The 25,534-nt window shown below is 63.7% G+C and carries 19 protein-coding genes; 12 read left to right on the top strand and 7 right to left on the bottom strand.

Annotation, left to right across the window (positions count from 1 at the left end; all coding sequences use genetic code 11):
• Nucleotides 1-254 precede the first annotated feature (254 nt).
• From peaA to PVV54_RS10705, 5 genes are all read left to right on the top strand, one after another.
• Complete coding sequence (peaA, locus tag PVV54_RS10685) at nt 255-1,820, top strand: quinohemoprotein amine dehydrogenase subunit alpha (RefSeq protein ID WP_274909892.1); 1,566 nt, start codon at nt 255-257, stop codon at nt 1,818-1,820.
• A 39-nt stretch (nt 1,821-1,859) separates the two neighbouring features.
• Entirely contained in the window at nt 1,860-3,290 is a 1,431-nt protein-coding gene (gene peaB, locus PVV54_RS10690; RefSeq protein ID WP_274909893.1) for a quinohemoprotein amine dehydrogenase maturation protein, read from the top strand.
• 1 nt (nt 3,291) lies between these two features.
• The gene (gene qhpC, locus PVV54_RS10695; RefSeq protein ID WP_274909894.1) at nt 3,292-3,615 is read left to right on the top strand and encodes a quinohemoprotein amine dehydrogenase subunit gamma; all 324 of its coding nucleotides are present in this window, start codon (nt 3,292-3,294) and stop codon (nt 3,613-3,615) included.
• Between the two features lie 32 nt (nt 3,616-3,647).
• Nucleotides 3,648-4,769, top strand: a complete 1,122-nt coding sequence (gene peaD / locus PVV54_RS10700; RefSeq protein WP_274909895.1) for a quinohemoprotein amine dehydrogenase subunit beta — start codon at nt 3,648-3,650, stop codon at nt 4,767-4,769.
• A gap of 174 nt (nt 4,770-4,943) precedes the next feature.
• Nucleotides 4,944-5,756 carry a class I SAM-dependent methyltransferase gene (locus PVV54_RS10705; RefSeq protein WP_274909896.1) on the top strand — a complete coding sequence of 271 codons (813 nt, stop codon included), beginning with the start codon at nt 4,944-4,946 and terminating at the stop codon, nt 5,754-5,756.
• Between the two features lie 92 nt (nt 5,757-5,848).
• Here PVV54_RS10705 and PVV54_RS10710 read toward each other — a convergent pair whose 3' ends face one another.
• On the bottom strand, nt 5,849-6,895 hold the full coding sequence (locus PVV54_RS10710; protein WP_274909897.1) for a LacI family DNA-binding transcriptional regulator: 1,047 nt from the start codon (nt 6,893-6,895) through the stop codon (nt 5,849-5,851).
• A gap of 255 nt (nt 6,896-7,150) precedes the next feature.
• On the opposite strand from PVV54_RS10710, the gene PVV54_RS10715 reads away from it, so the two are divergent.
• From PVV54_RS10715 to PVV54_RS10735, 5 genes are all read left to right on the top strand, one after another.
• Nucleotides 7,151-9,364 (top strand): TonB-dependent receptor, encoded by a 2,214-nt coding sequence (locus PVV54_RS10715; protein WP_274909898.1) that lies wholly within the window; start codon nt 7,151-7,153, stop codon nt 9,362-9,364.
• A 33-nt stretch (nt 9,365-9,397) separates the two neighbouring features.
• Nucleotides 9,398-10,732, top strand: coding sequence for an LLM class flavin-dependent oxidoreductase (locus tag PVV54_RS10720; protein ID WP_274909899.1), 1,335 nt, complete (start codon nt 9,398-9,400; stop codon nt 10,730-10,732).
• Complete coding sequence (gene mgrA, locus PVV54_RS10725; RefSeq protein WP_274909900.1) at nt 10,729-11,772, top strand: L-glyceraldehyde 3-phosphate reductase; 1,044 nt, start codon at nt 10,729-10,731, stop codon at nt 11,770-11,772. The genes PVV54_RS10720 and mgrA overlap by 4 nt, the downstream gene beginning before the upstream one ends.
• A gap of 3 nt (nt 11,773-11,775) precedes the next feature.
• On the top strand, nt 11,776-12,705 hold the full coding sequence (locus PVV54_RS10730) for an aliphatic sulfonate ABC transporter substrate-binding protein (RefSeq protein WP_274909901.1): 930 nt from the start codon (nt 11,776-11,778) through the stop codon (nt 12,703-12,705).
• Nucleotides 12,706-13,000: 295 nt separating this feature from the next.
• Entirely contained in the window at nt 13,001-13,834 is an 834-nt protein-coding gene (locus PVV54_RS10735; protein WP_274909902.1) for a hypothetical protein, read from the top strand.
• 256 nt (nt 13,835-14,090) lie between these two features.
• Here the strand turns inward: PVV54_RS10735 and PVV54_RS10740 are convergent, their stop codons facing one another.
• From PVV54_RS10740 to bamA, 3 genes are all read right to left on the bottom strand, one after another.
• A complete protein-coding gene (locus PVV54_RS10740) occupies nt 14,091-14,438 on the bottom strand; it encodes a hypothetical protein (protein WP_274909903.1) in 348 nt (115 codons plus the stop codon).
• A gap of 95 nt (nt 14,439-14,533) precedes the next feature.
• Nucleotides 14,534-14,845 carry a hypothetical protein gene (locus PVV54_RS10745; protein ID WP_274909904.1) on the bottom strand — a complete coding sequence of 104 codons (312 nt, stop codon included), beginning with the start codon at nt 14,843-14,845 and terminating at the stop codon, nt 14,534-14,536.
• 220 nt (nt 14,846-15,065) lie between these two features.
• Nucleotides 15,066-17,429 carry an outer membrane protein assembly factor BamA gene (bamA, locus tag PVV54_RS10750; RefSeq protein ID WP_274909905.1) on the bottom strand — a complete coding sequence of 788 codons (2,364 nt, stop codon included), beginning with the start codon at nt 17,427-17,429 and terminating at the stop codon, nt 15,066-15,068.
• A gap of 177 nt (nt 17,430-17,606) precedes the next feature.
• Here bamA and PVV54_RS10755 point away from each other — a divergent pair, with 177 nt between their 5' ends.
• Together PVV54_RS10755 and PVV54_RS10760 are read left to right on the top strand one after the other, a co-directional pair.
• Nucleotides 17,607-18,299 carry a response regulator transcription factor gene (locus tag PVV54_RS10755; protein WP_274909906.1) on the top strand — a complete coding sequence of 231 codons (693 nt, stop codon included), beginning with the start codon at nt 17,607-17,609 and terminating at the stop codon, nt 18,297-18,299.
• Nucleotides 18,296-19,561: a HAMP domain-containing sensor histidine kinase gene (locus PVV54_RS10760; RefSeq protein ID WP_274909907.1), complete on the top strand. Its 1,266-nt coding sequence runs from the start codon at nt 18,296-18,298 to the stop codon at nt 19,559-19,561. The genes PVV54_RS10755 and PVV54_RS10760 overlap by 4 nt, the downstream gene beginning before the upstream one ends.
• A 5-nt stretch (nt 19,562-19,566) precedes the next feature.
• Here the strand turns inward: PVV54_RS10760 and PVV54_RS10765 are convergent, their stop codons facing one another.
• From PVV54_RS10765 to PVV54_RS10775, 3 genes are read right to left on the bottom strand one after another with little or no spacing between them, the layout of a single operon-like run.
• A complete protein-coding gene (locus PVV54_RS10765; RefSeq protein WP_274909908.1) occupies nt 19,567-20,940 on the bottom strand; it encodes an efflux transporter outer membrane subunit in 1,374 nt (457 codons plus the stop codon).
• Nucleotides 20,940-24,071, bottom strand: coding sequence for an efflux RND transporter permease subunit (locus PVV54_RS10770; RefSeq protein ID WP_274909909.1), 3,132 nt, complete (start codon nt 24,069-24,071; stop codon nt 20,940-20,942). Before PVV54_RS10770 ends, PVV54_RS10765 begins: the two co-directional genes overlap by 1 nt.
• A 10-nt stretch (nt 24,072-24,081) precedes the next feature.
• On the bottom strand, nt 24,082-25,266 hold the full coding sequence (locus PVV54_RS10775; protein WP_274909910.1) for an efflux RND transporter periplasmic adaptor subunit: 1,185 nt from the start codon (nt 25,264-25,266) through the stop codon (nt 24,082-24,084).
• Between the last annotated feature and the right edge of the window lie 268 nt (nt 25,267-25,534).

The following is a 25,534-nucleotide window of genomic DNA, read 5'->3' on the forward strand; positions in this document are numbered from 1 at the left end:
GTGGGAGCGGCCTTGTGTCGCGAAAGGCCTGCACAGCAGGCCCAGTGTCTCAAGCTGAAACACCGAGTCGCGCAATGAAACGCTCCCCCATGCTGCCCCAACGCCTGCAACACGTTCAAAACACCAGCAATACCCTGATTTAAAACATTTTTACCTCACCTGGCACACTTTCTGTATCGCAACCATCACCTGCACCCCAGCTGTACCCAAGCGTGCAAAAAAAACGATAAGAACAACACCGTGGAGGTCTGACCTTGAAGACGACGCGACTCCGGCGCCAAGCGGGCAAACTGGCCTTGATTGCCGCCGCACTGCTGGCCACCCAGGCCATGGCGGCCGAGCCGGGCCCGACCCTGTTGCAGAACAAGTGCATGGGGTGCCATATCCCCGAGGGCAACGACACCTACAGCCGCATCAGCCACCAGCGCAAAACCCCCGAGGGCTGGTTGATGAGCATTGCCCGCATGCAGGTGATGCACGGGCTGCAGATCAGCGATGACGACCGCCGTGCACTGGTCAAGTACCTGGCCGACAAACAAGGCCTGGCCCCCAGCGAAACCGATGGTGTGCGCTACGCCATGGAGCGCCGGCTGAACACGGTCGAGCATTTCGACACGATGCTGGGCGAAACCTGCGGCCGCTGCCACTCCGGCGCCCGTGTCGCCCTGCAGCGGCGCCCGGCGCAGGAATGGGCGCACCTGGTCAACTTCCACCTCGGCCAATGGCCATCCCTGGAATACCAGGCGCAGGCGCGCGACCGCGACTGGCTGGACATCGCCCTCAAGCAAGTGGTGCCGGAACTGGCCCGGCGCTTCCCGCTCGACAGCGCCGAATGGGCCGAATGGCAAAAAGCCAAGCCAACCGCCGAGGCGCTGCCGGGGCAGTGGTCGTTCAGCGGGCACATGCTGGCCAAAGGCGATGTACGTGGCGTGATGACCGTGACCCCGGAGCAGGGCGATACCTTCAAGGTCGAGGTCAAGGGCGCCTATGCCGATGGCTCGCCGTTCAACGGCAGTGGCTCGGCGATCCTCTACAACGGCTATGAGTGGCGCGGCAACGTCAAGGTGGGCGATGCCAACCTGCGCCAGGTGTTTGCCGCTCTGGACGGCGAAATGAAAGGGCGCATGTTCGAGGCCGAGCACGATGAGCGCGGGCTGGACTTCACCGCCGTGAAGGCCGGCAAGGCGCGCCTGCTGGCAGTGCAGCCGGCATTCATCAAGGCCGGTGCCGAAAGCGAGATTACCCTGGTTGGCAGCGATCTCGATGGCAAGCCGGACCTTGGGGCGGGTGTCGAGGTGGTCAGCGTGCTGGAGCAAACCCCGACCCTGGTGCGGGTCAAGGCACGCGCTGCGGCAGATGCCCAGCCGGGCCAGCGCGACGTGGCAGTGGGTTCGCTCAAGGGCGTGAGCCTGGCGGTGTACGACAAGGTCGACGAAGTCAAAGTGGTACCAGCGTTCTCCATCGCCCGCATCGGTGAAAACGGCGCCTCGGTGCCGAAAGTGCAGGGCCGCTTCGAGGCCGAAGCCTGGGGCAAGGACGCCAGTGGCCAGCCGCTGCGCATCGGCTACCTGCCGGCCACCTGGAAGGTCGAGCCGTTCAACGAGCGGGCCATCGAAGACGAAGACGTCAAGTTTGCCGGGCAAATGCAGGCCGACGGCGTGTTCGTGCCCGGCGGAGCAGGCCCCAACCCGACGCGCAAGATGATGACCAACAACGCCGGCAACCTGAAAGTCGTTGCCACGCTGGCGGACGGCGGCCAGACCGGCGAAGGCCACATGATCGTCACCGTACAACGCTGGAACAACCCGCCCTTGCCGTAGGGCTGGGTCAAACAACGGATCGATTCTCGGGAGGTCGCCATGGGCGCACTGTTGAACCTGGTCGAACGCAACCTGCATGAAGTGCAGGTGGATGCCGACCGCATGCTGTTCCATATCCCCAGCAGCTCGCTGTTTGCCGCCGACGCGGTGACCGGGGGCATCATCGACACCCTGCGCCAGCAAGGCTGCTCTGCCGAGGAGCTGATGCAGCGCCTTGGCCAGCAGTTTGCCGGGCAGGACATCCAGGAAACCTTGCGCGAGCTGATCGCGCTGGAGGTGGTCAGCGACGGCTCGCCGCTGACCCCGGAAATCGCCCTCAAGCAGGTCGAACGCACCGCCCTGAATACCGTGGTGCTCAACGTCAACACCGGCTGCAACCTGAGCTGCACGTACTGCTACAAAGAAGACCTCGACAAACCCTCCGCCGGCAAGAAGATGAGCACCGCCACCGCCGAAGCCTCGGTAGAAATGCTGCTCAAGGAATCCCCCGACGAACAACGCTACAGCGTGGTGTTCTTTGGTGGCGAGCCGCTGTCCAACCGGCCACTGATCGAGCACATGGTGGCCTATTGCGAGCGGCGCTTTGCCGAGGCCGGCAAGCAGGTGGAGTTCATCATGACCACCAACGCCACGCTGCTCACCGAAGAAATCGTCGACTGGCTCAATGCCCATCGCTTCGGGTTGTCGGTGAGTATCGACGGGCCCAAGACCGTGCACGACCGCAACCGCATCACGGTGGGCGGGCAGGGCACTTACGATGTGGTGCGGCGCAAGGCCGACATGCTGCTGTCGCGCTACAACAGCCGTCCGGTGGGCGCTCGGGTGACGCTGACCCGCGGCATCACCGACGTGGAAACCATCTGGAACCACCTGTTCAACGAGCTGGGCTTTGCCGAGGTCGGTTTTGCTCCCGTCACGTCCGGCGACATGGCCAACTTCAACCTCACCGGCGATGAACTGGTGCAGGTATTCGTCAACATGAAAGCCTTGGGCCGGCGTTACCTGGAGGCGGCGCTGGAACACCGCAACATCGGCTTCTCCAACCTGCACCAGCTGATCACCGACATCCACGAAGGCCACAAGAAGGCCCTGCCGTGCGGCGCCGGGCTGAAGATGCTGGCCGTGGACCACGAGGGCGAACTCAACCTGTGCCACCGCTTTACTGGCTCCAGCCTGCCGACCTTTGGCAACGTGCACCAGGGCGTGAAACAGGCGCAGCTCAACGACTTTTTGTCCCAGCGCCTGGACCGTAGCAATACCGGCTGCGAAAGCTGCCGCATCCGCAACCTGTGCTCCGGCGGCTGCTACCACGAAAGCTACGCACGCTATGGCGACCCGCAGCACCCCACGTATCACTATTGCGAGCTGATGCGCGACTGGGTGGACTTCGGCATCGAGGTCTACAGCCGCATCATGGCCGCCAACCCGGCGTTCATCGACCGCTACATCACCCCGCGCAAGGCACACTGACATGAAGCACTTGAAGCCCCTGAACAACAAGGCGCGCATCGTCGAGCAGGCCGCTGCCGAAGACCGCGTCGAAGAAGTCATGGCCATGAGCGCGGTGGCCGGTTGCACGGCCACCACAGACCCGGGTTGGGAGGTGGATGCCTTTGGCGGCGTGAGCTCGCTGTGCCAGCCCATGGAGGCCGACCTGTACGGCTGCTCCGACCCGTGCTGGTGGCCTGCCCAGGTGCCGGACATGATGAGCACCTACCAGGACTGGAACGCCCAGGCCACCAATTCCCAGGAAGACTGGCGCAACCTCGGCACCGTGTTCCCGAAAGACAAATGACCGGCCCGACAAGAACGACAAGGGGAAACCGCATGAATGCTGCACGCTGCGCGCGCTTTGCGCTGACCGTGACCACCCTGGCCTGTGCCTGGGCGGCGCAGGCCGAAAGCACCGGCCCGGCCCTGAAAACCGGGCATGAATACCTGATCGCCACCAACTACCCGAATAACCTGCACGTTGTCGATGTGGCCAGCGATACGCTGTACAAGAGCTGCCGAATGCCCGATTCATTCGGCCCCGGCACGGCGATGATGGCGCCGGACAACCGCACCGCCTATGTGCTCAACAACCACTACGCCGACATCTACGGCATCGACCTGGACACCTGCGCCACCACCTTCCACGCCAACCTGTCCAGCGTGCCCGGCGAAATTGGCCGGTCGATGTACTCCTTTGCCATCAGCCCCGACGGCAAGGAGGTGTACGCCACGGTCAACCCCACCCAGCGCCTCAACGACCACTACGTGGTCAAGCCGCCGCGCCTTGAAGTGTTCCGCACCGCCGATGGCGTGGGCGCCAAGCCCGTGCGCACCTTCCCCATGCCGCGCCAGGTGTACCTGATGCGCACGGCCGATGATGGCAGCCTGTTCGTCGCCGGGCCGGACATCTACAAAATGGATGTGAACACCGGCAAGTACGACGTGGCATTGCCGCTGCGCAACTGGAACCGCAAAGGCTACAGCGCCCCGGACGTGCTGTACTTCTGGCCGCACCAAAGCCCGCGCCACGAGTTCTCGATGCTGTACACCATCGCCAAGTTCAAGGACGACAAGCAGGACCCGAATACCGCCGAGCTGCTGTACGGCTACCTGAGCGTCGACCTCAAGACCGGCAAGACCCACACCCAGGAATTTGCCGACCTGACCGAACTGTACTTCACCGGCCTGCGCTCGCCGAAAGACCCGAACCAGATATACGGCGTGCTCAACCGCCTGGCGCGGTACGACATCAAGCAACGCAAGCTGGTCAAGGCGGCCAACCTTGAGCACACCTACTACTGCGTGGCCTTCGACAAGAAGGGTGACAAGCTGTACCTGGGCGGCACCTTCAATGACCTGGCGGTGTTCGACCCCGAGACCTTGCAGAAGGTGAAGAACATCAAGCTGCCCGGCGGCGACATGTCCACCACCACGCCGCAGGTGTTCGTCCGCTGATATAACCCGACCTCCAGTGTTTATAACCACGTTGTCTTGAGTTCCGGCCACAACCGCTTGCCGCTTCGCGCGGCAAGCGGTTAGCTGTTTGCCCCGGCTTGAAGCCACCCACATTCCATGGCGCGCATGCCGCCAGAAGGACCTTGGCTACGCGCTTTGAACAGAGCGCAGACCATGAACACTTCTTTGGATACCAATGCCCTCAAGGCCCGCCAGCAGGCGGCGTGGGCCAGTGGCGATTACGCGGTGGTCGGCACCACCTTGCAACTGGTGGGCGAACGGCTGGCCGAAGCCTGTGACTTGCGCTGGGACGAGCAGGTGCTGGATGTGGCGGCCGGCAATGGCAATGCCACCCTGGCGGCGGCCCGGCGCGGCTGCAAGGTCACCTCTACCGACTATGTGCCAGAACTGCTCAAGCGCGGTGAAGAGCGCGCAAGGGCAGAGCACCTGAACGTCGACTTCCAGGTGGCGGATGCCGAGGCCTTGCCTTTCAAGGATGGCGCCTTCGATGCAGTGGTTTCGACCTTCGGCGTGATGTTCACCCCTGACCAGCCCCGTGCAGCACAGGAGCTGGCCCGTGTGTGCCGCTCGGGTGGCAGGGTTGGCCTGGCCAACTGGACCCCACAGGGGTTTATCGGGCAGATGTTCAAAACCCTGGGCAAGCATGTGCCACCGCCTGCCGGTGCGTTGCCGCCGTCGCGCTGGGGTGACGAAGAGCATCTGCGGGCGATGTTCGGCAACACCATTGGCGCCATGGATGTGACCCGTCAGCACTTCAACTTCCGCTACCGCTCGGCGGCGCATTTCATCGACGTGTTCCGCACCTGGTACGGGCCGGTGCACAAAGCGTTCGCGGCGCTGCAAGCCGATGCGGCGAACGCGCTGGAAACCGACCTGACGGCGTTGCTGAACGAGAACAATCAGGGTGGGGCGGCGTCGTTGGTGGTGCCCAGTGAGTATCTGGAGGTGGTGATCATTCGGCGGTGATCTGTGTGGGCTTCATCGCGGATGAATCCGCTCCTACAGGGGCGCGCTCCGCCTTGTAGGAGCGGATTTATCCGCGATGAGGCCGGCAAAGGTCACGCACTTTCCCGCTCAACCATCTCACACCCCAACACATTCAACCGCTGAACTTCACCCTGGCATGCCAACACCCCCAGCGACTGCAACACCCGCAACGCCGCCACTTCCCCCATCTCCCGCGCCGGTGGGCGTAAGGTGGTAAGACTCGGCAGCAGCATCTCGGCAAATGCGTAATCGCCAAACCCTACGATGGCCATGTCCCGTGGCAGCCGCAACCCGGCTCGCTGACCGGCGAGCAGTGCACCCGCGGCCAGATTATCGTTGGCAAAAATGATCGCCTCTGGCCGTGGCTCGCGGCGGATCAGCGCTTCCATGGCCTGCCTGCCCGCCTCGAACGGCGCACAATCGGCCGAGGGCACGAACACCCAGGGCTCAAGCCCAGCTTCACGCAGCGTTGCGCAGTAGCCGTCACGCCGCTCCAGCGCACTCAGGTCGCCCGCCACGCTGTTCTGCACGAAGGCAATCCGCTTGTGCCCCTTGTCCAACAGGTACCGGCAGGCCTGCACGCCGACCTCATGGTGAAGAAACCCCACTTGCATCGGCGCCCGCTCGGGGCAGTAGTCCCAGATTTCCACCACCGGAATATCCGCCTCGGCCAGCATCTTTTCCGTGGCCGGGCTGTGAAAGCGGCTGGTCACCACCAACGCCGCCGGCGACCAGCCCAAAAAGGCGCGCACGGCGCTTTCTTCCTGCGCTGCGTCGAAGTAACTGGAGGCCAGAAGCAACTGGTAACCGTGGCGGTTCAAGGTGTCACTGAAGGCCTGAATGGTCTGGGCGAAGATCGGCCCGGAGATGTTCGGGATAACCATGCCCACAATGCGACCGCGCGCCGAGGCCAGCCCGCCGGCCACCAGGTTGGGCACATAGCCCAGCGCCTGCACGGCGGCCTCGATGCGCACCCGCAAGGGCGGCGAAACCTGCTCGGGTTGGTTGAAGTAACGCGACACGCTGATGGCGGATACCTCGGCCGCCCGCGCCACATCGGCAAGGGTCACGCGGCCGGCGCCACGGCGTTTGCGGGGGGTGTCCTTGGCTTGGCTCACAGGGTGCTGTCCTGACGAAATGGCCGATGTTAGCGCTAACGGCAGGTCGAATGACAAATAGCTTTATCGCATATCAACAACGTTTTTTAGTATTTGACCTACTAAGCAAGGTGCTTCGATACTTGCTCATGTTAGCGCTACCAAGCGCTGCTGTTGGCAAGCGCCTGCCACTCGCACGAGCGAGACCAGACAACCACAGCAACACCCGTGTCGGCCCTGTCGGGCCTGGTCTGGTCTTTTAAGGCAGTGAGCATCATGCGAACAATCCGTAGCGTATTCCCCTCCGTGCAACGCCACCCCCTGGCCACCGCCGTGCTGCTGGCCGCCGTGGGCCAATGCGCACAGGCCGCCGAACCTGCCGAGCAGGCACCGCAGGCCACCGCGCTGGGCGCGGTCACCGTTACAGCCACCCGCCGCGAGGCCACGCTGAAAGAGGTGCCGGTAGCGGTGTCGGTGGTCGATGGCGAACAGCTGGAGCGTGACAACCGCAACAACGTGGCCAGCATCGTCCAGCAAGTGCCGACCCTGAACTACCGGGCTGGCGCATCGAACAAGGACACCTCACTGTTCGTCCGCGGGGTGGGCACCATTTCCACCTCGCCCGGGGTCGAGCCAACCGTTGCCACCGTGGTGGACGGCGTGGTGTTCGGCCGCCCCGGCCAGTCCACCCTCGACCTGCTCGACCTTGAGCGCATCGAAGTGCTGCGTGGCCCGCAAGGCACGCTGTTCGGCAAGAATGCCTCGGCCGGCGTGTTGAACGTGGTCAGCAAGGCCGCCCCCGAGCAAACCCAAGGCTACGTGGACTACTCGCACTTCGGCGGCGGCGACGAAAACCGCCTGCGCTTCGGCATTGGCGGGCGCCTGAACGAGCAGCTCAAAGGCTCGCTCAGCACCCTGTGGGGCGACTACGACGGTAACGTGGAGAACGTTGCCAACGGCCACGACGTCAACGGCTACGAGCGCAAAGGTGCACGCGGCAAGCTTGAGTTCGAGCCGAACGATGCGCTGCGCCTGACCCTGATCGCCGATTACATGAAGGGCGAAGACACCCTGCCCAGCGGCGTGATCACCCAGGCCAGCACCGCCTTCGCGAGCCAGTTGCAGCCCGTGACGGTCAGCAGCCACAACCGCGACATCAACAGCGACTTCAAAACCCACGTCGAAGACGAGAACCAGGGCCTGTCCGCCCAGCTCGACTGGCAACTGGGTGACTACACCCTGACCTCGATCAGCGCCTGGCGCGGCTGGGACAACACCCAGTACCAGGACGGCGACCGCCGCGCCTTGTTGCCGATAACGGCCTCCCACGACAAAGGCACGGTGGACTACGACCAGTACAGCCAGGAGTTTCGCCTGACCTCGCCCAAGGGGCAGTTCAACGAATACGTGCTGGGCGCCTTCTACATGCACGGCACCTCCAACGAGACCTACCAGCGCCTGTCGGTCAACAGCGGGGTGGCCAACAGCGGCCGGGCCGACTATTCCACCACCAACGACAGCGTGGCCCTGTTTGGCGAAAACACCTTCAACTTTACCGACGATTTTCGCGCGATCTTCGGCCTGCGCTGGACCCACGACGACCTCGAATACGACCACCGCCGGGTGTCCACCTCAGCCACCGCGGTTACCGGCATCCAGCCTTCGACCGCCAGCGCAGGCTCAGTGGACGAAGACGGCTGGAGCGGCCGCACCGGCCTGCAGTACGACTTCAACGACAACCTGACCGGCTACGTGACCTACTCGCGCGGCTACAAGGGCCCGGCCTACAACGTGTTCTTCAACATGCAGCCGCGCGACACCGAAGCGCTCAAGCCAGAAACCTCCGATGCCTACGAAATCGGCCTCAAGAGCACGGCGCTGGACAACCGCTTGATGGCCAACCTGGCGGTGTTCCACACCGACTACGACAACTACCAGGCCAACTTCTACGACACCGTGGCCAACCAGGTGGTCACCCGCCTGGTCAACGCTGGCAAGGTCAAGACCCAGGGCGTGGAACTGGATGCCAGCTTCCAGGCCACCCGCCAGCTCAAGCTGTCGGCAGCCGCTGCCTACACCAAGGCGCGTGTCGACCACTTCAACTGCCCGGCGGGCGCGGCGGCCAACTGCAACATCGATGGCGGCCACCTGCCATTCACGCCGGACTGGAAGACCTACGTACGCGCCGACTACGTGATCCCGCTGGACAACGGCCTGGATGTGGAACTGAGCAGCGACTACAGCTGGCAGGACGCAGTGCAGTTCAGCCTCGACCAGAACCCCGACACCGTGCAGGGCGCCTATGGCATCTGGAACGCCAGCATTGCCCTGGCCGACTACAACGATGGCTGGCGCGTGGCGTTGCTGGGCAAGAACCTGGGCGACAAGTCCTACGCGCAGATGCTGGCCAGTGGTGGGGATTACATCTACCGCTCCGTGCCGCGTGATGACGGGCGCTATTTCGGTGTGCAGGTGCGCAAGGACTTCTGACCGTATCGCGCCCCACTTTTCAAGGAGAACCCAATGCCACGCCAAATGAGCCTCGGCGCCTTCCTGATGGCCACCGGGCACCATGTCGCCGCCTGGCGCCACCCGGATGTGCCTGCCGACCCGCTGGACTTCGCCACGTACCGCCGCGCAGCCCAAATTGCCGAAGCCGCCTGCTTCGACGCGCTGTTCGTCGCCGACAGCGTCGCGGCCCCCAGCGACACGTTGGCCAGCCACACCGCCCGCTCGGTGTATTTCGAGCCGCTGACCCTGCTGTCGGCCCTGAGCGCGGTGACCGAGCGCATCGGGCTGATCGCCACCGCCACCACCAGCTACAACGAGCCGTACCACGTGGCGCGCAAGTACGCCTCGCTCGACCACCTGTCCGGCGGGCGCGCCGGTTGGAACCTGGTCACCTCCGATGCCGCCGCCGAGGCCGGCAACTTCGGCCGTGATGCGCACATCGGCCACGCCGAACGCTATGCCCGCGCTCGCGAATTCCAGCAAGTGGTGCAGGGCCTGTGGGACAGCTGGGCGGATGACGCCTTCGTGCACGACAAGGCCAGCGGCCAGTTCTACCGCCCGGACGCGCTGCGCACCCTCGACCACCAGGGCGAACACTTCCGCGTACGCGGCCCGCTGAACGTGGCCCGCTCACCGCAAGGCAGGCCGGTGCTGGTGCAGGCCGGCTCCTCGGAAACCGGCCGGGAGCTGGCAGCCGAAAGTGCCGAAGTGGTGTTTACCGCGCAGCCCAGCCTGGCGCGTGCCCAAGCGTTTTACGCCGACCTCAAGGGCCGACTGGCCCGCCACGGGCGCAGCGAAGAGGCCTTGAAGGTGATGCCAGGCGTATTCGTGGTGGTCGGCAGCAGCGAAGCCGAAGCACACGCCAAGTACGAACAGTTCCAGCGCCTGGTCGACCCGCGCGTAGGCGTTGCCTTGCTGGGCCGCATGCTGGGTAATTTCGACCTCTCGGGCTACCCGCTGGACGGCCCGTTGCCCGCGCTGCCACCCACCGAAAACGGCCAGCGCAGCCGCCAGCAGCTGCTCACCGAACTGGCCGGCACCGAGCAACTGACCCTGGCCGAGCTGGGCCGGCGTATTGCCGGTGGGCGAGGGCACTACACCCTCATCGGCACCCCCACGCAGATTGCCGACCAGTTGCAGGCGTGGTTCGAAGGCCATGCCGCTGACGGTTTCAACATTCTGGTGCCGCACTTGCCGTTGGGGCTGGAGGACTTCGCCACCCATGTGGTGCCGGAGCTTCAGCGCCGTGGCCTGTTCCGCCGCCATTATCAGGGACGCACCCTGCGCGAGCACCTGGGCCTGCAACGCCCCGCCAACCCTTACTTCAAGGACCGAACCCAACCATGACCTACACCGCCCACCCCGAGCGCTATACGCGCATGCCTTACCGCCGTGTCGGCCGCAGTGGCCTGGTGCTGCCGGCGCTGTCCCTGGGCCTGTGGCACAACTTCGGCGACGCCACGCCCATCGACACCCAGCGCGCCTTGCTGCGCACCGCGTTCGATGCCGGGATCAACCACTTCGACCTGGCCAACAACTACGGCCCGCCCTATGGCAGCGCCGAGGTCAATTTCGGCCGCCTGCTGCGCGAAGACCTGCGCAGCTACCGCGACGAGCTGATCATTTCCAGCAAGGCCGGTTGGGACATGTGGCCGGGGCCGTACGGGCAGGGCGGCAGCTCGCGCAAGTACCTGATCGCCAGCCTCGACCAGAGCCTCAAACGGCTGGGGCTGGACTACGTCGACATCTTCTACTCGCACCGTTTCGACGCCGACACCCCGCTTGAAGAAACCGCCATCGCGCTGGCCGACATCGTGCGCCAGGGCAAGGCGCTGTACATCGGCATTTCGTCCTATTCGGCCGGCAAAACCCGCGAGATCGCCGCGCTGCTGGCAGAACTGAAGGTGCCACTGCTGATCCACCAGCCGTCGTACAACCTGTTCAACCGCTGGATCGAGCGCGACCTGCTGGCCACCACCGAGGCACTTGGCAGTGGGGTGATCGTGTTCACTGCGCTGGCCCAGGGCCTGCTCAGTGACAAGTACCTCAACGGCATCCCCACCGATGCCCGGGTCAACCGCGCCGGGGGTGGTTCGTTACTGCCTCAGCACCTGTGCGAAGCCAACATCGCCCGCGCCCGTGCCTTGAATGAGATTGCCCGGCGCCGCGGCCAGAGCCTGGCGCAACTGGCACTGGCCTGGACGCTGCGCGACCCGCGGGTGAGTTCGGCGCTGATCGGCGCCAGCCGGCCCGAGCAGATCATCGAGAACGTCGCCGCGCTCGACAACCTCGCCTTCACCGCGGAAGAACTGGCCGAAATCGACCAGTACGCCGTGGAAGGCGGCATCAACCTGTGGGAAAAGCCCAGCACGGACTGGAAGGAGTGACCGATGCCGCTATTACGTTACATGCTGCTGGCGCTGCTGGCCCTGAGCGCGGTGGTACAGGCCGCCGACCCGTCCACCTTGCGCATCGGCTACCAGAAGGCCTCCATCAGCCTGGTGCTGGCCAAGCAGCATCGGTTGCTGGAACAGCGTTTTCCAGGCACTCACGTGCAGTGGATCGAGTTCCCGGCCGGGCCGCAGTTGCTCGAGGCCTTGAACATCGGCAGCCTGGACATTGGCTCCACCGGCGATATCCCGCCGATCTTCGCCCAGGCGGCAGGCGCGGATTTGCTCTACATCGCTGCCGAACCGGCCAAACCCAAGGCCGAAGTCATTCTGGTGCCCAAGGGCAGCCCGATTACCACGGTTGCCGGGCTGAAAGGCAAGCGCATCGCTCTGCAGAAGGGCTCCAGCGCTCACAACCTGTTACTGCGAAGCCTGGCCAAAGCTGGCTTGGGTATCGGCGACGTGCAACCGGTGTACCTGGCGCCTGCCGATGCACGGGCCGCATTCGAGCGGGGCAGTGTGGACGCGTGGGTGATTTGGGACCCGTTCTATTCAGCTATCGAGCTGGAAGGCAAGGCGCGTTTGCTGGCGGATGGGGAAGGCTTGGGGCTGATCGGGCCGTTCATGCTGGGGGCGCGCGGCTATGTGCAGGCCAACGGCGATTTCGTGCGTCAGGTGATCGAGGTGATCAGCCAGGCAGAAAGCCTGACGCGCAGCGATGAAGCCGGCAGCGTCCAGGTGCTGGCCGCGTTCATGGGGCTGCCGGAGGCGGTGGTGCAGCGCAGCTTCAGTCACCGGCCAGCATCGCCGCTGCTGCCGGTGAGTGATGAGATCGTGGCGGCGCAACAGCGCACCGCGCAGCTGTTTTATGACAATCGGCTGTTGCCCCGGCCGGTATCGATTGCCGGGGCGGTTTGGCGGGGTGAATGATTCGGCGCTGCTGCGCAGCGCATCGTGGCGGTCCGACGTTTTGGGTGAATCCGCTCCTGCAATCTGCAGGAGCGGATTAATCCGCGATGAGGCCCGCACTGGAGACACCCATTTACAACAGCGCGCTCAAACCCGGAAACCCATCGGGTACCTGGTATTTTTGTCAGTTTCTTAAATCTTCAGTACGGCACATAGTGGTGTCGCCTTTACCACGTTGGGCAATTACGTTGTCTTTCCATCGCGCCTCGGTTGTTGATGATGACGGTGGTGCCCTCCACAACTGAGGATGATCGAAATGGGCAAGCACTCCGTACTGGCTACTTCCTCCAAACCATTGGTTTTTCGAGTTTCACGAAGCGAACGTCTATTACCTGCACCGACGGTGCAGGGGGCCAACGGCAGTGGTGTCATCACCGACCCTGATGGAGGCGCGATTATTGTGGTGCCGGCGGCTGCCAAATTACAGCTGAACGAGAAGGTGCAGGGCGTTTTAGGTAGTTTAATAACTTCAATTGAGACAGTCACCAAGCCCAATGAGGTGTTGCTGATACCAGTATCGGCGGCAATGCTTTGGCGCCTGGAGGGAGAAGGCCAATTGGAGTGGTACTATGAAATCGAGGAAGCAACGGGGTGGAAAGCATCGGATAAAACCCATGTCGAGGTGGCTTATGAGTCCAGCCTGCCGTGGAGCGAACCATTTGAGAAATATCCTGAGCAAGAGTTAAGGGATGGACAGGTTCTTGAGTATGAAGTTTTGTCACTGAGGGTGCGCAGGTCTGAGCGTAGTTGGCTGACGCATCAATTTATGAAGCCGCCGCCTCCTTTTGGTGGTGTGTATGTGTATTTTAATCAGTCGATAGGCGGAGTGTGTGAAATGGATTTTATTTTAAAGCGTAAAGGGCGTTTTTTGGAGTTTGACTTATATAAGTGGGGTTCTGGCATGACAAGAGTTGAGTATTATGACAGTGACTCCAGTGTGGAGCCATTCCATGTTAAAAGTATTCAGGACCCTATTAAGTCTGTAATACCGGTTTCTTATCGCAGTGATGAAAAGGTAATAGCGTGGATTAGGATTTCAAATGCGTTGCGCAGCGGTGACATCTGTTGTGATAACTTTAGATTCAGATAACCTGGCGAGAGTAGAGTGAGGTGCCTTTCCATTAGATAGCAGGCATGCTCGCGTTACACCGGTTGGCCGTTCTACAGGTTCATGCGTTCAACTTCATCCAAACAGGTGCTACCCCAGCGTCTGCAACAGCTGAAGGCCGCCACCGAGGCCGTTAATTTCGGCCAGGGCGCGCCTACGAGTAAGCCGTGCGTTATTGCCGTGGGGCAGCTGGGCCAAAGACGCTTTCGTGCGCGATACGCCGTGAAACGGCGCTAGATCAGCGACGATAGTACCGGTGATCGCCATCATACCGATGGTGCATTGCCCGGTCGTGATGGCGCTCCCAGTCCCGGCGCCGCTCGGCCTCGCGGCGCGCTTGTTCGCGGCGCCACTGCGCACGGCGCCATTCGTCGCGGCGGCGGTCGTCATTGCGGTAGTGCCAGCGGCCGTCATGCCAGTAACGGTCGTCATGCGCCAACAGGGTGGCGGCCGGGGCCTGTACGTTGTGCGCCACGTCGGGGAACGGCGATGGCGCGGCGTGTTCGTTGGGTGTTGCAGATGCCGAGCCCATCGCCGCGAACGCGAACAGGCCAGCAAGGACTATCCGAGGGACATGGAAATTCATGAGCGAAGACAACCTCTGCTTGACTAAGGGGTGTTAGGCCCTGGGGCCTGATCACATAGACCCTCAATCAAGAAAAAGTTCGATAAAACGGTAAGTTACATTCTGTCACGAATCCACACGAGGGGCCGGTCCGGGGCGTCGCTGAGCATTTTCTCGAAGGTTTGCGTCTCAAGCATGGCCTTCAGGTGCCCGGTCAGCGCCAGCAGGCGTTCGGCGTAGCCTGGGTTGAGGCTGCCGCTGTCTTCCAGGGTCAGGCCGCTGCCGTTGTGCTCGATTTCCAGGTGGTAATGGCTGACGACCGAGCCGTCGCCGCTCAGGGTCAGGGTGACCGTGAAACGCGGGCCCAGCAGGGCGGCCAGGCGTTGCTGAACAACGTCGATGGATGGAGCGGATTCGACACGGAGCATCAGGGGTTCCTGCAGCAGGGTTCTATGGTTTTCAGCTTAGGCCAGGGGACTGTGAACTTGGGTTAAGCGGGTGTAAAACTTGGCTTGCACGGCCCCTCTGTGGGAGCGGCCTTGTGTCGCGAAAGGGCTGCGAAGCGGCCCCAGGATTTTAGCTTCGCAGCCAATATTGCCGGGGCTGCTTCGCAGCCCTTTCGCGACGCAAGGCCGCTCCCACAGGCCGTTAGAAGGTTTGCCCCAGCGAGAACTGGAACACTTGCGTCTCGGCGTTTTCCGGCTTCTTCACCGGCGTGGCCAGGCTGAACGTCAGCGGCCCCATCGGGCTGTACCAGGTCACACCCACCCCCAGCGACACGGCCATCTGGTCCAGGCTCACGCTGCCGCAACCCTGGGTCGTGGAGAGGTAGCATTTGTCGGAGAACACGTTGCCCGCATCCACGAACACCGAACTGCGCAACTGGCTCTGGTCTTTGACGAAGGGCAGCGGGAACAGGTATTCGGCGCCGCCGGTGATCAGGATGTTGCCGCCCAGCGCGTCGGTGTCGCGGTCTGAATAATAGGCCTGGCCTTGAGCCGAATAGGCGCCAGTGGCCGGCGTGTTGCGCGGCCCCAGCGAGCCATCCTTGAAGCCGCGCACCGAGCCCTGGCCACCCGCGGTGTAGTTCTCGTAGAAGGGCAGGCTGTCCGTGGAGCCATAGCCGTTGCCATAGCCCAAATTGGTGTGCAAGCGCAGGGAGGTGCGGTTGCTCAGCGGCACGAATGCCTGGCCGCTGTAGTCGATCTTGTAGAACGACAGGTCGCTGCCGGGCGTGGTGGCCATCAGGGTCAGGCTCTGGGAATGGCCGCGGGTGGCCAGTACGCCTTTGTTCAGGGTTGACTCGGACCAGCCGATGGACGCTTTGAGGTTGTTGAAGCTTTCGCCTTCGCGCTGGATGAAGTCGTAGATCTCGTCGGCGCTGTAGGTGCCGGGCGAGATGTCGTCGTGTTGCAGGGTCAGGCCGTAGGTCAGGCGCGAGGTTTCGTTGATCGGGTAGCCAAAGGTCATGCCCGCGCCATAGCTGTTGATGGCGTAGTACGAAACGCCGTCATCGTAGTAGTCGCTGTAGTCGGTGCTGCTGTAGAAGACGTTGTAGCCCAGGCTCACGCCATCGGCGGTGAAGTAGGGGTCGACGAAACCGAAGTTGTATTTGGTCTGGTACTCGGACCGGGTCAGCCCGATGGACACCTTGTTGCCGGTACCGAGGAAGTTGTTCTGGCTGATCGAACCACCGAGGATCAGGCCCGCGCTCTGGGCGAAACCGACCGACGCGGTGATCGAGCCGGAGGCTTGTTCTTCAACGCTGTAGTTCACGTCCACCTGGTCATCCACACCGGCCACGGCAGGTGTCTCGACGTTGACGTCCTTGAAGAAGCCCAACCGCTCCAGGCGGGTCTTGGACTGGTCGATCAGGTAGGTCGAGGCCCAGCCACCTTCCATCTGGCGCATTTCGCGGCGCAGTACTTCGTCTTCGGTCTTGGTGTTGCCGCGGTAGTTGATGCGGTTGACGTAGGCACGCTTGCCCGGGTCGACCACGAACAGGATGTCGACGGTGTGGTCTTCATCGTTCGGTTGCGGCACGCCGTTGACGTTGGCGAAGGTGTAGCCTTCGTTGCCCAGGCGGCGGGTGATCAGCTCGGAGGTGGTGGTCATCACCTTGCGCGAGAACACCTGGCCCGGCTGCACCAGCAGCAGCGACTTGACCTGGTCTTCCGGCACCTTCAGGTCACCGGACAACTTCACGTCGCGAACGGTGTACTTCTCGCCTTCGTTGACGTTGACGGTGATGTAGACGTGCTTCTTGTCCGGGGTGATCGACACCTGGGTGGACGCGATGTCCATGTTGATGTAGCCGCGGTCCAGGTAGTAGGAACGCAGGCGTTCCAGGTCACCGGACAGTTTTTCGCGGGCGTACTTGTCGTCGTTCTTGAAGAACGACAGCCAGTTGGTGGTCTTCAGCTCGAACAGCTGGGCCAGCGTTTCATCGTCGAACACGGTGTTACCGACGATGTTGATGTGCTGGATGGCCGCAACCGTGCCTTCGTTGATCTTGATCTTCAGCGCCACGCGGTTGCGCGGCTGCGGCACCACTTCGGCGTCGACTTCGGCCGAGTAGCGGCCCTGGGCCACGTACTGGCGCTGCAGTTCGTTACGCACGCCTTCAAGGGTGGCACGCTGGAAGATCTCGCCTTCGGCCAGGCCCGACTGCTTCAGGCCCTTCATCAGGTCTTCGGTGCTGATGGCCTTGTTGCCTTCGATCTCGATGCTAGACACCGACGGGCGCTCGACCACGTTGATGATCAGGACGTTGCCATCGCGGTTCAGCTGAATGTCCTGGAAGAAGCCGGTCTTGAACAGCGAACGGGTCGATTCCACCAGGCGGCGGTCGTCGGCCTGATCACCCACGTTCAGCGGCAACGCGCCAAACACGCTGCCAGCGGACACCCGCTGCAGGCCGTTGACGCGGATGTCGGCGATCTTGAACGACTCTGCGTGAGCCAGGGCGGCGTTGAGCAGCAGAAGGGGGAACAGCAGGCGCGGGTATTTCATCGGGGGTTCCAGACGGGCATGAGGGGCAGCCAGGGAAGCGGGCGATGAGGATACGGGCGGGCTGTGTACGGCGCCGTTAACCGAGGGTAAAGATGTGTAAATTTCGCCCGCCGTGCGGTGACAGGGTGGCGGTGCGGGGCGATCATTGCCGCATCCTGAGCCCCAAGCGTACCCACCATGATCCCCGTGCTGCTGGTCGACGACGACTGCGAACTGACTGAAATGCTTGCCCTGTACTTGGCCCGTGAAGGCTTCGCCGCCACCACCGTGGCAACGGGCGAGGAAGGAGAACACCTGGCGTTGACCGGGGCCTACCAGATCGTCGTGCTGGATGTGATGCTGCCGGGGATCACCGGCATCGAAGTGCTGCGGCGTATTCGCGCGCGCAGCCAGGTACCGGTGCTGCTGCTGACCGCGCGGGGTGACAACATCGACCGCATCGCCGGGCTGGAGCTGGGCGCGGATGACTACGTGCCCAAGCCCAGTTCGCCGGGTGAGTTGGTGGCCCGCCTGCGGGCGATCTTGCGGCGGGTGCAACCGCAACCGGTGGTTGAAAGCGCAGCACCCGATGCAATTTGCACGGGTGCGCTCACGCTGTGGCCGGGGCGGCGGCAGGCCCAATGGGGTGAGCAGGGGCTGGAACTGACCGGCACCGAGTTCAGCCTGCTGGAAGTGCTGGCGCGCCAGCCAGGCCAGTTGGTCAGTAAGCAGGACTTGTCGCTCAATGCATTAGGGCGGCCGTTGACACGTTATGACCGGCGCATCGATGTACATGTCAGCAGCATCCGCCAGAAACTGGGGCCGCGCGCCGACGGCAGCAGTTGGATTCAGAGTGTGCGGGGCATGGGCTACATGCTGATCGTCGAATGATGCGCCGGCGCCTGTTCTGGAAGCTGTTCCTGGCCTTTTGGCTGGCGAACTGCCTGACCTTCCTGGTGGGGGCGGGGGCGTTCATGCTGGATGACCTGCGCGGCGACACACCGGCGTTGCGCTCGCTGCTGACCACCGAGCTGAACATGCTGCATCGCTACGGTGAGCAGGCCGGCCGGCAACTGCTGCAGGTGTCGCCACAGCCGCCGGACGTGCAGGTGGGGCTGTATGACGGCACCGGGCACCTGCTGGCGGGCCGGGCCGTGCCCGAGCCACGGTTTGAACGGGCGCTGCTTGACCAGGGTGGTCAGGCGCTGGTGCTACGGGCCTCGGTGGCTACCGAGCTGGACGAGATGCCACGCCCGCGCAGCATGGGCCCACTATTGACCGGCACGTTGATGAGCGCGCTGTTTGCCATGCTCTGTAGCTTCTACCTGACCCGCCCGCTGGCCTGGTTGCGCCAGGCCATGGGCCAGGTGGCCCAGGGCCGTTTTGACGTGCGCGTACGGCCCCGGCTGGGGCGCAGGCGCGACGAGATTGTCGACCTTGCAGAAGACTGCGACCGCATGGCCGGCCAGCTCAAGGCGCTGGTGCAGGCCCAGCAGCACCTGCTGCACGATATTTCCCATGAGCTGCGCTCGCCGCTGACACGCATGCACGCGGCCATCGGCCTGCTGCGTCAACAGCCGGAGCAGCCCGCGATGCTCGAGCGTATCGAGCGTGAGTCACGGCGCATGGACGACCTGATCGAACAGTTGCTTACCCTGGCCCGCGCCCAGTCGCAACAGGGTGAAGGCGAGTGTGCCGAGGTGGACGTTATCGAACTGTTGGCGCAAATCGTCGAGCATGCGCGTTTCGAAGCGGGCATGAAGCACTGCACGGTGGTGCTGAACGCCAAGGGGCCGTTTGTGATGCGCGGGCATGAAGAGCTGTTGTACCGCGCTTTCGAAAACGTGATTCGCAACGCAGTGCGCTTCACCGCCGAAGCTACCGAGGTGCGTGTGGACGCGCAGGTGGACGCGGGTGGTGCCGGGTTGCGGGTGAGCATCGTGGACCAGGGGCCGGGCGTTGACCCGGCCCGCCTGCAAAGTGTCTTCGAACCCTTCGACCGGGGCGCAAGCAGCCACGGTGACGGCTTTGGACTGGGCCTGGCCATTGCCCGGCGCGCCATTACCTTGCACCAGGGCAGCATCACCGCCAGCGCGCCCGAGGCGGGCGGGCTGCGGGTGGTGGTCGAATTGCCGGGTGGGCAGGTTGGCTGAACGCCTCAGCCCTGCCAGCCGCCGCCGAGGGTCTTGTACAGCGTCACCCGGTTCACCTGCTCGGACAGCTGCAAGCTGATCAGCGACTGCTGCGCCGAGTACAGCGAGCGCTGCGCGTCCAGCACATCCAGGAAGCTGCTGGAACCCTGCTTGTACAGCGCCAGCGACAGGTCGTAGCTGGTGCGGGTGGCGTCGGTCAGGTTGCGCTGCGCGTCGAGGCGTTCATTGATGTGGCTGCGTACCGACAGCGCGTCGGCCACTTCGCTGAAGGCAGTTTGCAGGGTTTTCTCGTAGGTGGCGACTTCTATCTGGCTTTGCACCTTGGCCGCGTCGAGGCTGGCGCGGTTGCTGCCGGCGTTGAAGATGGGCAGGTTGATCGACGGTGCGAAGCTCCAGGCGCCGCTACCCGACTTGAACAACCCTGACAGCTGGCTGCTGGCGCTGCCGCCGCTGGCGGTCAGGGTCACGCTGGGGAAAAACGCCGCACGCGCCGCGCCCACATCGGCGTTGGCCGCCTTGAGCGTGTGCTCGGCGGCCAGCACGTCCGGGCGGCGCTGCAGCAAGGTCGACGGCAGGCCGGCCGGCACGCTGACCAGCAGCGCAGCATCCAGCGGCTGGGTGCCGGGCAGCAAGCTGTCAGCCAGGCGCTGGCCGACCAGCAACTCCAGGGCGTTGCGGTCCTGCTCGACCTGGCTGGCGTAATTGGCCGCGTCGGCACGGGCCGACTCCACGGTGCTGCGCGCCTGTGCCAGGCTCACGCCGGATTCACCGCCCAGGCCGTGGCTTTGCTGCACTAGGGCATAGGTTTTCTGCTGGCTGGCGTAGGTGTCGTTGGCCAGCTTGAGCAGTTGCTGGTCGGCGGCCAGGGTCATCCAGGCATTGGCCACTTCGGCCACCAGGCTGATCTGCGTGCTGCGGCGGGTTTGCTCCAGCGACAGGTAGTCTTCCAGCGCGGCGTCCTTGAGGTTGTTCAGGCGGCCGAACAGGTCGACTTCATAGTTGCTGATGCCCAGGCCCACGCTGTACTGGCTGCTGACGGCGGTGCTGCCGTTGGACAGCGCGCGCTGGCGGGTGCCGTCGGCGGTTGCCGAAACAGAGGGGAACAGCTCTGCCCGCTGGATGCGGTACTGCGCTTGCTGGTACTCGACATTCAGCGCCGCCACGCGCAAGTCGCGGTTGTTGGCCAGGGCCAGCTTCACGGTGTCGCGCAGGCGGGCGTCGACGAACAGCGACTGCCAGCTGATATCAGCACTGGTGCTGGTGGAGGTCGCAGCGCTCGGCCATTGTTCGGCAACGGGCGCGGCTGGCCGCTCATAGTCGGGTGCGAGGTTGACGCACCCGGTCAGCAGCATGGCCAGAACAAGGGGGGTAAGACGCATCAGGCTTCTCCTGCAACGGTATCTGCGTGGGTGGCGCGGCGGCCGGCCAGGCGCTGTACCAGCACGTAGAACAAAGGGATGAAGAACAGGCCAAGCACGGTAGCGCTGAGCATGCCGCCCAGCACCCCGGTGCCGATTGCCTGGCGACCGCCCGCACCGGCACCGCTGCTCAGGGCCAGCGGCAGTACGCCGAGGATGAAGGCCAGCGAGGTCATCAGTACCGGGCGCAGGCGAATGCGCACCGCGTCCAGGGTGGCGCTCAGCAGGTCCTGGCCGCGCTCGAACCGTTCTTTGGCGAATTCCACGATCAGGATGGCGTTTTTCGCGGCCAGGCCCACGGTGGTCAGCAGGCCGACCTGGAAGTACACGTCGTTGGACAGCCCGCGCACACCGGTCAACAGCAGCGCGCCCAGGATGCCCACCGGCACCACCAGCATCACCGCGAACGGTACCGACCAGCTTTCGTACAGGGCCGCCAGGCACAGGAACACGAACAGAATAGAGATGGCATAGAGCAGGGGGGCCTGATTGCCCGCCATGCGCTCCTGGTAGGACGCGCCTGTCCAGGCATAGCCAATGCCTTCGGGCAATTGCCCGACGATCTGCTCGACCGCCGCCATGGCCTCGCCAGAGCTGACCCCCTCTGCCGGCTCACCTACCAGTTCGTAAGAGCCAAAGCCGTTGAAGCGCTCAAGCAACGGGGAAGCAGTGCTCCACGAGGTGCTGGTGAACGCTGACAGCGGCACCATGGCGTCGCTGTCGTTACGCACGTACCAGTCGCCGATGTCTTCGCTCTGCATGCGCTTGTCGACCTGGCCTTGCAGGTAAACCTTCTTTACCCGCCCGGCATCAAGGAAGTCGTTGACGTAGCTGCCGCCCATCACGGTGCTCAGGGTGTTATTGATGTCGCTGGACGCAATGCCCATGGCACCGGCCTTGCGGTCGTCGATGTGCACGTTCAGTTGCGGCGTGTCCTCCAGGCCTTGGGCGCGTACGTTGGCCAGGCGTGGGTCTTTGGCGGCCAGAGCAATGAACTGGTCCCGGGCCTTCAGCAACTCGGCGTGGCCAAGGCCGCCCAGGTCTTGAAGTTGAACGTCGAAGCCGGAGCTTTGCCCCAGGCCCTGGATGGCCGGCGGGGCAATGACGAACACGTTGGCATCGAGCATCTTCGACAAGGCCATGTTGGCCCGCCGTGCCACGGCTGCTGCGCTGTGTGCCTCGCCCTGGCGTTCACTCCAGTCCTTGAGCTTGATGAAGGCGCGGCCGGCGTTCTGTGCATTGCCACCATTGCCCAGCCCGCGCACGGTCAGCAGCGAGGCCACTTCCGGCTGTTGCAGCATGTAGTCCTGCACCTCGTGGGTGACGGCCTGCAGGCGCTCATCGGTACCGCCGACGGGCAGGGTCATCTGCATCATCAGCATGCCTTGGTCTTCTTCAGGCAAGAAGGCGCTGGGCAGCTTCTGGAACATCAGCGCCACGCCGCCCAGCACCAGCGCGTACACCAGCAGGGCGCGCAGCGGGCGGGCCAGCACCTTGCCGACGCTGCGCTGGTAGCGCTCGGCGTTGCGGTCGAAGGTGCGGTTGAACCAGCCGAAGAAGCCGCGCTTGGGTTCGCCGTGGTTGTCATGGGGTTTGAGCAGGGTTGCGCACAAGGCTGGGGTGAGGGTCATCGCCACCAGCACCGACAGCGTCATGGCTGCCACCAGGGTGACCGAGAACTGCCGGTAGATCACGCCCGTCGAGCCGCCGAAGAACGCCATCGGCACGAATACCGCCGACAGCACCACGGCGATGCCGATCAGCGCACCGCTGATTTCGCTCATCGACTGGCGTGTCGCTTCACGGGCTGACAGGCGCTTTTCGGCCATGACGCGCTCGACGTTCTCCACCACCACGATGGCATCGTCCACCAGCAAGCCGATGGCCAGCACCATACCGAACATCGTCAGGGTGTTGATCGAGTAACCGAGCATGGCCAGTACACCAAACGTACCCAGCAGTACGACCGGTACGGCAATGGCCGGGATCAGTGTGGCGCGCAGGTTCTGCATGAACAGGTACATGATCAGCACCACCAGGGCGATGGCTTCGAACAGCGTCATCACCACTTCTTCGATGGAGATTTTCACGAACGGCGCGGTGTTGTAGGCCACTTCGCTGCGCAGTTGCAGCTGGCTGGGGAAGAACTGTTCCAGCTCACCGAGCTTGGCCTGCACGGCTTCGGCCACGTCGAGGGCGTTGGCGCCGGTGGCCAGGCTTACGGCCATGCCGCCGGAGGGGCGGCCATTGTGTTCGGCTACCACATCGTAGCTTTCGCTGCCCAGCTCTACCTGGGCGACGTCGGCCAGGGTGACCACCGCGCCGGAACTGGCGTGTTTTAGCACCACCTCGCGGAACTGCGCCGCGGTTTGCAGCTTGCTGCGGGCGCTGATGGTGGCGTTGAGCTGCTGGCCGGCGCGGGCGGGCAGGGCGCCGAGCTGGCCGGCGGAGGTGTCGACGTTCTGCGCCTCAAGTGCGCTGCTCACGTCAGAGGGCATCAGTGCGTACTGCTTGAGTTTGTCCGGGTCGAGCCAGATGCGCATGGCGTAGCTCGAACCCAGCGTGGTCACCTGGCCCACACCCGTCACGCGGCTGATCTGGTCATACAGGGTGCTGGAAATGAAGTCGCTGATGTCGGTGGCATTGACGTTGGGGTTATCCGACACCAGCGAGATGATGATCAGAAAGTCGCTGGCCGAGTTGCGGATCTTGATGCCTTGCTGCTGCACCGTGTCGGGCAGGCGCGATTTGGCCTGCTCCAGCTTGGTCTGCACCAGCATTTGCGCGGTGTTGATGTCGGTGCCGGCGTCGAAGGTCAGGGTGATGGTGGCGCTGCCGGCCGAGCTGCTGCTGGACGACATGTAGGTGAGGCCGTCCAGGCCGGTCATCTGCTGCTCGATGACCTGGGTCACCGAGTCTTCCATGGTCTTGGCCGAGGCGCCGGTATAGGTGGCGCTGAGGGTGATTTGCGGCGGGGCGATGTTCGGGTATTGCGCCAGCGGCAGCTGGAAGATGGCCAGGCCACCGCCGAGCATCACCAGAATGGCAAGTACCCAGGCGAAAATCGGGCGGTCGATGAAGAAGCGTGCCATGTACTACACCTCACTGGCTGTCGTTATGGGCAGTGAGGGCGTTGTCACGCACCTGCACCTGCTGGCCGACGCGGACCTTCTGCAGGCCCTGGACGATCACCTGATCACCGGCGGCCAGGCCTTCGCTGATCCACCATTGGTTGTCCACGGCGCGGGCCAGGGTCAGTTCGCGTTGCTCGACCTTGCCGTCGACCACCACCAGTGCTGTTGCACCGCCGCGTTCATCACGGCTCACGGCCTGTTGCGGCACCAGGATGGCATCGGGCTGCACGCCCTCCTGCAAGGTTGCCTTCAGGTACATGCCGGGCATCAGCAGGCCTTCCGGGTTGGGTACCACGGCACGGAAGGTCACGCTGCCGGTGCTTTCGTCCACGCTCACGCCGTTGAAGGTGAGGGTGCCGGCGTGGGCGTAGGTGCTGCCGTCTTCCAGCTCCAGGCTGATGCGTGTGGCGTCTTTCTGGTCGCTGGGTGCCAGCTTGCCTTCGGCCAGCTCGCGCTTGAGGCGCAGCAACGTGCTGCTGGGCTGGGTGAAGTCGACGTAGATCGGGTCCAGTTGCTGCACGGTGGTCAGGGCCGTGGTCTGCTCTGCGGTCACCAGCGCGCCCGGCGTGACCGATGACGTTGCCGTGCGGCCATCAATGGGGGCGTTGATGCGGGTGTAGCCGAGGTTGATCTGCGCCGTGCGCCGGGAGGCTTCGGCCGACTGTAAACTGGCGCGTGCTTCCAGCAGCGAGGCCTGGGCGCTCTCGTTGTCTTCGGCGCTGATGGCGTCGATCTTCACCAGTTGCGCGTCGCGCTTGGCCTTCAGTTCCGCCGCCTTGAGCGTGGCGCGGGCAGAGCTGACCGTCGCCTCGGCCTGGGCCAGCGTGGCCTGGTAGGACTGCGGGTCGATCTGATACAGCGCCTGGCCGGCCTTGACCGTATCGCCTTCGTTGAACAGGCGCTTTTGAATGATGCCGCCAACCTGCGGGCGGATTTCGGCGATCAGGTGTGCCGTGGCGCGCCCGGGCAGCGTGGTGCTGAGCGCCTGGGGCGTGCTGGTTACCGGGTGGACTACCACTTCCTGAAGTGGCATTTGCGCGGTTGGGCCTTTGCCTTCGCCGCAGCCACCGAGCACGATCAGGCCGGTACTGAGCAGCAGGGCGCGCGCCAACGGCGAGCGGGTGAACATCAGGGATTGAAATAGGGTCGGCATCGTGTGCTCCTGTTCGATGCCATCAGGGTGCTCGGCAAATGTGCAGGGAATGTGCAGAAATATGGGAGATTGCCCGCCACGCCTTGCCCGCCCGGCGGGTGGCACGTTTCAATGGGTGTGGGAGCGGCCTTGTGTCGCGAAAGGGCTGCGAAGCGGCCCCAAGATCTCGATGACAGCATAGATTTTGGGGCCGCTTCGCAGCCCTTTCGCGACACAAGGCCGCTCCCACATTGACCGCGTCGCTTTACGTTTAGAGTTATTCCCTAAC

Source organism: Pseudomonas sp. PSKL.D1, assembly GCF_028898945.1.
GTDB lineage: Bacteria > Pseudomonadota > Gammaproteobacteria > Pseudomonadales > Pseudomonadaceae > Aquipseudomonas.

Excerpts from the sequence above, each read along its gene's own strand:
- mgrA (WP_274909900.1), top strand. The coding sequence starts at position 10,729 with ATGACCTACACCGCCCACCCCGAGCGCTATACGCGCATGCCTTACCGC.
- PVV54_RS10715 (WP_274909898.1), top strand. The coding sequence starts at position 7,151 with ATGCGAACAATCCGTAGCGTATTCCCCTCCGTGCAACGCCACCCCCTG.
- bamA (WP_274909905.1), bottom strand. The coding sequence starts at position 17,429 with ATGAAATACCCGCGCCTGCTGTTCCCCCTTCTGCTGCTCAACGCCGCC.
- PVV54_RS10720 (WP_274909899.1), top strand. The coding sequence starts at position 9,398 with ATGCCACGCCAAATGAGCCTCGGCGCCTTCCTGATGGCCACCGGGCAC.
- PVV54_RS10760 (WP_274909907.1), top strand. The coding sequence starts at position 18,296 with ATGATGCGCCGGCGCCTGTTCTGGAAGCTGTTCCTGGCCTTTTGGCTG.
- qhpC (WP_274909894.1), top strand. The coding sequence starts at position 3,292 with ATGAAGCACTTGAAGCCCCTGAACAACAAGGCGCGCATCGTCGAGCAG.
- peaD (WP_274909895.1), top strand. The coding sequence starts at position 3,648 with ATGAATGCTGCACGCTGCGCGCGCTTTGCGCTGACCGTGACCACCCTG.
- PVV54_RS10735 (WP_274909902.1), top strand. The coding sequence starts at position 13,001 with ATGGGCAAGCACTCCGTACTGGCTACTTCCTCCAAACCATTGGTTTTT.
- PVV54_RS10745 (WP_274909904.1), bottom strand. The coding sequence starts at position 14,845 with ATGCTCCGTGTCGAATCCGCTCCATCCATCGACGTTGTTCAGCAACGC.
- PVV54_RS10740 (WP_274909903.1), bottom strand. The coding sequence starts at position 14,438 with ATGAATTTCCATGTCCCTCGGATAGTCCTTGCTGGCCTGTTCGCGTTC.
- PVV54_RS10755 (WP_274909906.1), top strand. The coding sequence starts at position 17,607 with ATGATCCCCGTGCTGCTGGTCGACGACGACTGCGAACTGACTGAAATG.
- PVV54_RS10705 (WP_274909896.1), top strand. The coding sequence starts at position 4,944 with ATGAACACTTCTTTGGATACCAATGCCCTCAAGGCCCGCCAGCAGGCG.
- peaB (WP_274909893.1), top strand. The coding sequence starts at position 1,860 with ATGGGCGCACTGTTGAACCTGGTCGAACGCAACCTGCATGAAGTGCAG.
- PVV54_RS10770 (WP_274909909.1), bottom strand. The coding sequence starts at position 24,071 with ATGGCACGCTTCTTCATCGACCGCCCGATTTTCGCCTGGGTACTTGCC.
- PVV54_RS10775 (WP_274909910.1), bottom strand. The coding sequence starts at position 25,266 with ATGCCGACCCTATTTCAATCCCTGATGTTCACCCGCTCGCCGTTGGCG.
- PVV54_RS10730 (WP_274909901.1), top strand. The coding sequence starts at position 11,776 with ATGCCGCTATTACGTTACATGCTGCTGGCGCTGCTGGCCCTGAGCGCG.
- PVV54_RS10765 (WP_274909908.1), bottom strand. The coding sequence starts at position 20,940 with ATGCGTCTTACCCCCCTTGTTCTGGCCATGCTGCTGACCGGGTGCGTC.